A 4,786-nucleotide genomic window follows, 5' to 3' on the forward strand; every position below is an offset into this window, starting at 1 on the left:
CAACAGGCCGGATACATATGAGCGACTTCCGAGAACATGTCAGAAATCATTTGCGAACAGCAGCCGGTACATACATTGGGCCGTTCGTGTAGGTCGGCACAAGGGCGGAGAGCTGCCGTTCGCTGCACTACGCGCTGATGACCACTGTGCGCAGATAGTGTGCTTTGCAAAGTTACGTGAACGGCCCTTAGCGGCCGTTGACTGGTCATGCAGATTCTGCGCTGCAACTTCACCAAACCAGCCATTTGTCAATCGGCACACAATCTTGAGCGTCAGGCAGGCTCGGATCGCAGCATCGCAGTATCGTGCCTGACGACCTGGTCTGCCCGCAGGTTCCGCCGTCCAGTTTGCTTCGAGTTCGAAGCAAACCTCGAACGATCTCCGCTGATTTAGGGCATGATTTTAATCACACCAATTCCTGGCCGCCTACTTCGTTGGGGGGGGCAGCTGCTCATCTAGATCGGCTATCGGGCTGAATTCAAAAAGTGAATCCCCGGTAACGCCAATTTATGCGACGAAGCCACCTGAATGGGGAATGTGCGAAGGATGGTTTTCTTTGCTTTGAGAAGGGAAAAGTGGTTAAATGTTAAAAGAGGCATTATTCGGGCATTTAAATACTCATTGAGAAGGGAGATGTGGTTAAATGTTAAAAGGGGCAGTATTCGGCGCATTTGAATACTCATTTTTTTAAATTTAAAACTCGAGGAAATTCGCGATTTGTTTTTCGCTTCGATATTTTCTAACCGGCTTGGTCGCGACCTCTTTTCTGACGGGGTGTTCCACGAATGATTGGGGTCTGCAATCCTTCGAAGAACGGGATTTGGGCGGATTTCTGTTTCAGCAAAGGCAAAGCCCGGGACTGCACCTAGAATTCTCTCGGTTCGAGCGATCTATGACCCTTGGCTACCAGAAGCGCAGGGTTCTGCTGCAAGACTGCCACGGGACGGAAAAGCTCCGTTTTCAGCATGTGACAAGCTACGGGGTGCGACTTGATTTCGGCCCTCGCAACGTCGGTCTTCTGCTTGGGGTTCGCGACACGTTGCTGACCCCGATGGCCGGATACCGGGCAGCGTCTCCGTCAGAACCACACGCAAAGTCGCAGGTGTCTTCACAGGCCAGCCAAGACCCGGCCACCCAAGTTGTCTATCGCCCAGACTCGCCTGACGAGATTCGCGGCGAAATACTGTCAGTGAAAGGATTTTTCGATGAAACCAATATGTCTTATTGCGGCGATCTGCCTGATGGCGGTGACGGGCTGTGACAACAGAGGGATCTATGTGGCGCATGAAACTGTTGTGGGGCTGAATGCCCAGATCAAGTCAGATTCATCGCAGGGCAAGATTATGCTTGGCTATGACCGCGATTTCGTGGCGCTGGTCCCGACATTGCCACACGACAGCCAGGGGCAAAGCGGCGGGCGCAATGCCATGTCCCATGCCAATTGCACCACTCTGACGGTCACCGGGATATTCGTCACGGAATACAGGGATGTCTCTGCCAGCGGTGCCGCCGCCGCACATTTGTTCGACAAGGACAACGGTATCAACATGCACACCTGCAAAGAAATTTCGGGGGGGGAAGGATGATGTTTCTGGAAAAGGCAGCAGCGGCTGCGACGCTGCTGGTATTGGGCGGCCTGCTTGGCGGGTGCAGCAAGACAAACGGCACCGCCGTCTCTTATGGCGAACGCACGGGCGTCAACATCGGCGTTTTCGTGGATCCGACCAAATCCTTACCGATCGAGTCGAATTTCGGCCTAGTGCGGCGGGTGGTCAGCCATGTGCCCGCGCTGGACTGTGACGCCGTCGCGCAGGAGGAGAAACGGGCCCAGTGCTTGAACGGGCAGGACAGTGTCGACGTGGTCTCGGCCTTTCACATGAAGCGCACAGCCAGGGACGATCGGGCCGCGGCGAATGCACTGAACGGAAAGTTGACGATCTCGACGGCCTTCATCACTGGGCAAGCGGCAGTCGACGCCACCGAAAATAGCAATGCCAAAAACCTTGTCGCTAAAGTGTCCGGCGCGGTTGATGCCGATCAGGCAACCCCGAATAGGACAGAACCCGATGCCACGGCAGCCGATACCACGGAAGGCGGCGGTGATCCGCAACCATTGCAGGAGGCCGGCGAATGATCCGACGACCCATTTTTCTTTTCGCGGCGGGATTGCTTCTGGCGGGGTGTGGCGCGGAGGTGCCCATGGGCCGCTTCGCCACGCCGGAAGATCAAATTTACCGCCCCATGGCTCCAAAGTCTCTCCGAGCCGACGGTGCCGAACTTTGTGATCAGCCGATCGAGCTACGTTCGGACACTTACGACGACGCATTGAAGGCCCGCGATGCTGGGGGGACCCCTCATCCCGGGCGCAGCCGCTGTTATCTCAGCACCTACCTGGTGCCCGGTGCCGCGCAGTGGCACGAACGGACTCAGACACCGGAAAAGCGCCCGATTGCCCAGCCGGATCGCTATACGCTGTCGTTCGTCGAAATGCCCGAGACCGGCTCGGCGTTGCGTGCGCCCCGGCAGCTGAGCGACCTGCAGGCGCATTTGAGTGCGCCCGGGCAACAGGTCGTGATCGTCTACGTCCACGGCTGGCGCCATGATGCGGATATCGGCAACCAGAACGTGCGCAATTTTCGCACCATGCTCGGGTTCACCCGCAGCGCGTTGAACCAGCGCTGCATCGACACTAGGCGCTACTGCGATGCTCGGTTGACCGGGGTCTATGTCTCCTGGCGGGGGCGCTCGTTCAACGAACCCACAGGTGAGGACGCCTCGGGCACCCAGTTGCTTGCTGGGGCGTTGCGCACCGTAGGTGACAGGAAGCGGCAGAGCGAAAAACTGGCGCTTGCGCAATCGAGCGAAACACCGCCGCTGGTCGGCCATGTGTTGCGCAGCATCGAAGGGGCGCTTTCGCCGCTGGATCAATCGGACGCGACGGCTGACAAGATGCTGACCATGGGGCATTCCTTTGGCGGCAACATGCTGGCGACCTGGTTGATGCCTCAGATGGTGACGGCGGTGAAAGAGCATGTCCACGGACAGCAGATGGCCCCGGTGCTGGGCGATCTGACGGTGTTGGTCAACCCGGCTGCTGAGGCGTGGAAATGGACCGCGATCCAGCGCGAAATGCGCCTGCGCGCGGGCATTCCCGATTCGGTTTTCGCGGTCAATCCGGCCAATGCTCCACAGCAGCACAGGGACGCCATCAGGCGGTGGGAGAACATGTTTGCTAAAGATCAGCGGCCCACCTACATCGCATTGACCGCGACCGGAAACTGGGCTGGGATTATGCGCTGGGTTCGCAAGGACAGTGCTACGCGCTATGCCTTCAAGGCCCATCGCGCTGTTGCGGTCGAATCTCCGGCGGACAAGCTGATGCCGCCAGGGGTTACGCGGGCCGAAAAGGCCACCGCCATCGGGCATCTCGAACCACAATACCGCGCCACGGGCGGGCTACGAGCAGGGCCTGCCGTCGGGTCCAGCCACGAGTTCATCAACAACCGCTTCGACATCCCCGCGAAAGATGCCTATGCGCTTTCGGGCTCGTCCAAGGGAGCGCAGTGCGGCAGCAGTCAATCAGGCTGGCTGAGCAAGGCCCTTGCACGTGCGGGCAGCGAGGGACGGGGGTGGGACAGCTCTTACCACGACGGTCAGCACAAGCCGTTGTTGACGAACCTGAGTGTCGGCGAAGTTCGCTCGTCGAAGGATTCGAGCGACGGCGAAGTTCAGTTCCGCCATGCATTGTATTTGCGCTTTCGCAAGAATTCCCAGTCCGTGGCACAGGCCAGCAGCCCGTTCTGGAACATACGGGCCTTCGACACGGCTATCAACGAGCACGCGGGGTTTGTGCGTTTCACGGCCGTGTGCGGGATCAATATCCTGTGGCTGGATAACGCCACGTTGCCATCCTAGCGGCCGGTGTGGGATGGGCCTGAACCTGGGGATGATATGGGTCCGGGCCGTGGCTTGTGGGCACGCACGGTTACGCCCTTGAGCATGGAGGTTGAGTGCCGTCTTGTGGTGGGTGGCAACGGTTCGGGCGCTGTTAATAACTTTCCCGCTCTGAAGAGCGGGGATTTTCCAACAAGCTGCATTGGCTTTGAGCCCCTTTTGCTTGAACCGAGTTGACGCTTCACAGGCGGCTGATGCCGAAGCCTCCTCGTCCAGAAACGGGGTGTTCCCCCGCCGGTGCTGGTCTGGGCCTAGTGCCCGGTCCAGGACATTGCGCGACGCATTCGTAAAGGTGTTGGCTGATGCAGCGTGACACCGCCGATGTCTGCATTTCGAAAAGGGCCGCATAGGGCCATTCGTGATCACTGCTACCTCGGTCGAACTGACTTTGCAAAGGTTGCAATCTGCGCACAGCCGATCTTGGTGTGCAGCGCAGCATGTGGGCTTCAATTTGCCCGGCCTTGAATGGCCGCTTTTGCAAGTTTGGCAGGGAATTTTCTTAGGCGCAGCGAACAACCGCTATCCGCCCTCTTGCCATAATCCACTACACAAAATTCTCAAGCGCCCCCCAAGGAATGGCTGAAGTCTTCGGGACTGGTGGACCGGCGCGGGTGTCCAACGAAGTCCTAGAAAATAAACATAGACGGCATGGGGATGCATGCCGTGGCCGGCAGGTTTGTTTGATCAATCCTGCCTGTGTTTTCTAATTGCCGCAGACCGCATGTTGTTGACGTAAATTTCTCACAATTTGATGGCTGAGCTACTCCCCATTCCTTGGACAAGATCTGAGATAAATTAAGCTACTCTTTGCACCTGCTGATCGGGGTTGTTT

At 57.9% G+C, this 4,786-nt stretch carries 4 protein-coding genes; all 4 read left to right on the forward strand.

Translation table 11 applies throughout. The features are described 5' to 3' along the window. Positions 1-892: 892 nt before the first annotated feature. Genes WNY39_RS17850 through WNY39_RS17865 form a run of 4 tightly spaced genes read left to right on the forward strand, consistent with a single transcriptional unit; the run spans position 893 to position 3,915 of the window. The gene (locus WNY39_RS17850; RefSeq protein WP_342847722.1) at positions 893-1,261 is read left to right on the forward strand and encodes a hypothetical protein; all 369 of its coding nucleotides are present in this window, start codon (positions 893-895) and stop codon (positions 1,259-1,261) included. Beyond that, the gene (locus tag WNY39_RS17855; RefSeq protein WP_342847724.1) at positions 1,206-1,586 is read left to right on the forward strand and encodes a hypothetical protein; all 381 of its coding nucleotides are present in this window, start codon (positions 1,206-1,208) and stop codon (positions 1,584-1,586) included. The genes WNY39_RS17850 and WNY39_RS17855 overlap by 56 nt, the downstream gene beginning before the upstream one ends. Further along, positions 1,583-2,134, forward strand: a complete 552-nt coding sequence (locus tag WNY39_RS17860; protein ID WP_342847726.1) for a hypothetical protein — start codon at positions 1,583-1,585, stop codon at positions 2,132-2,134. Before WNY39_RS17855 ends, WNY39_RS17860 begins: the two co-directional genes overlap by 4 nt. Continuing rightward, positions 2,131-3,915 (forward strand): hypothetical protein, encoded by a 1,785-nt coding sequence (locus WNY39_RS17865; RefSeq protein WP_342847728.1) that lies wholly within the window; start codon positions 2,131-2,133, stop codon positions 3,913-3,915. Before WNY39_RS17860 ends, WNY39_RS17865 begins: the two co-directional genes overlap by 4 nt. The last annotated feature ends 871 nt before the right edge of the window (positions 3,916-4,786 follow it).

Source organism: Sulfitobacter sp. AS59 (assembly GCF_038899995.1).
Lineage (GTDB): Bacteria > Pseudomonadota > Alphaproteobacteria > Rhodobacterales > Rhodobacteraceae > Sulfitobacter.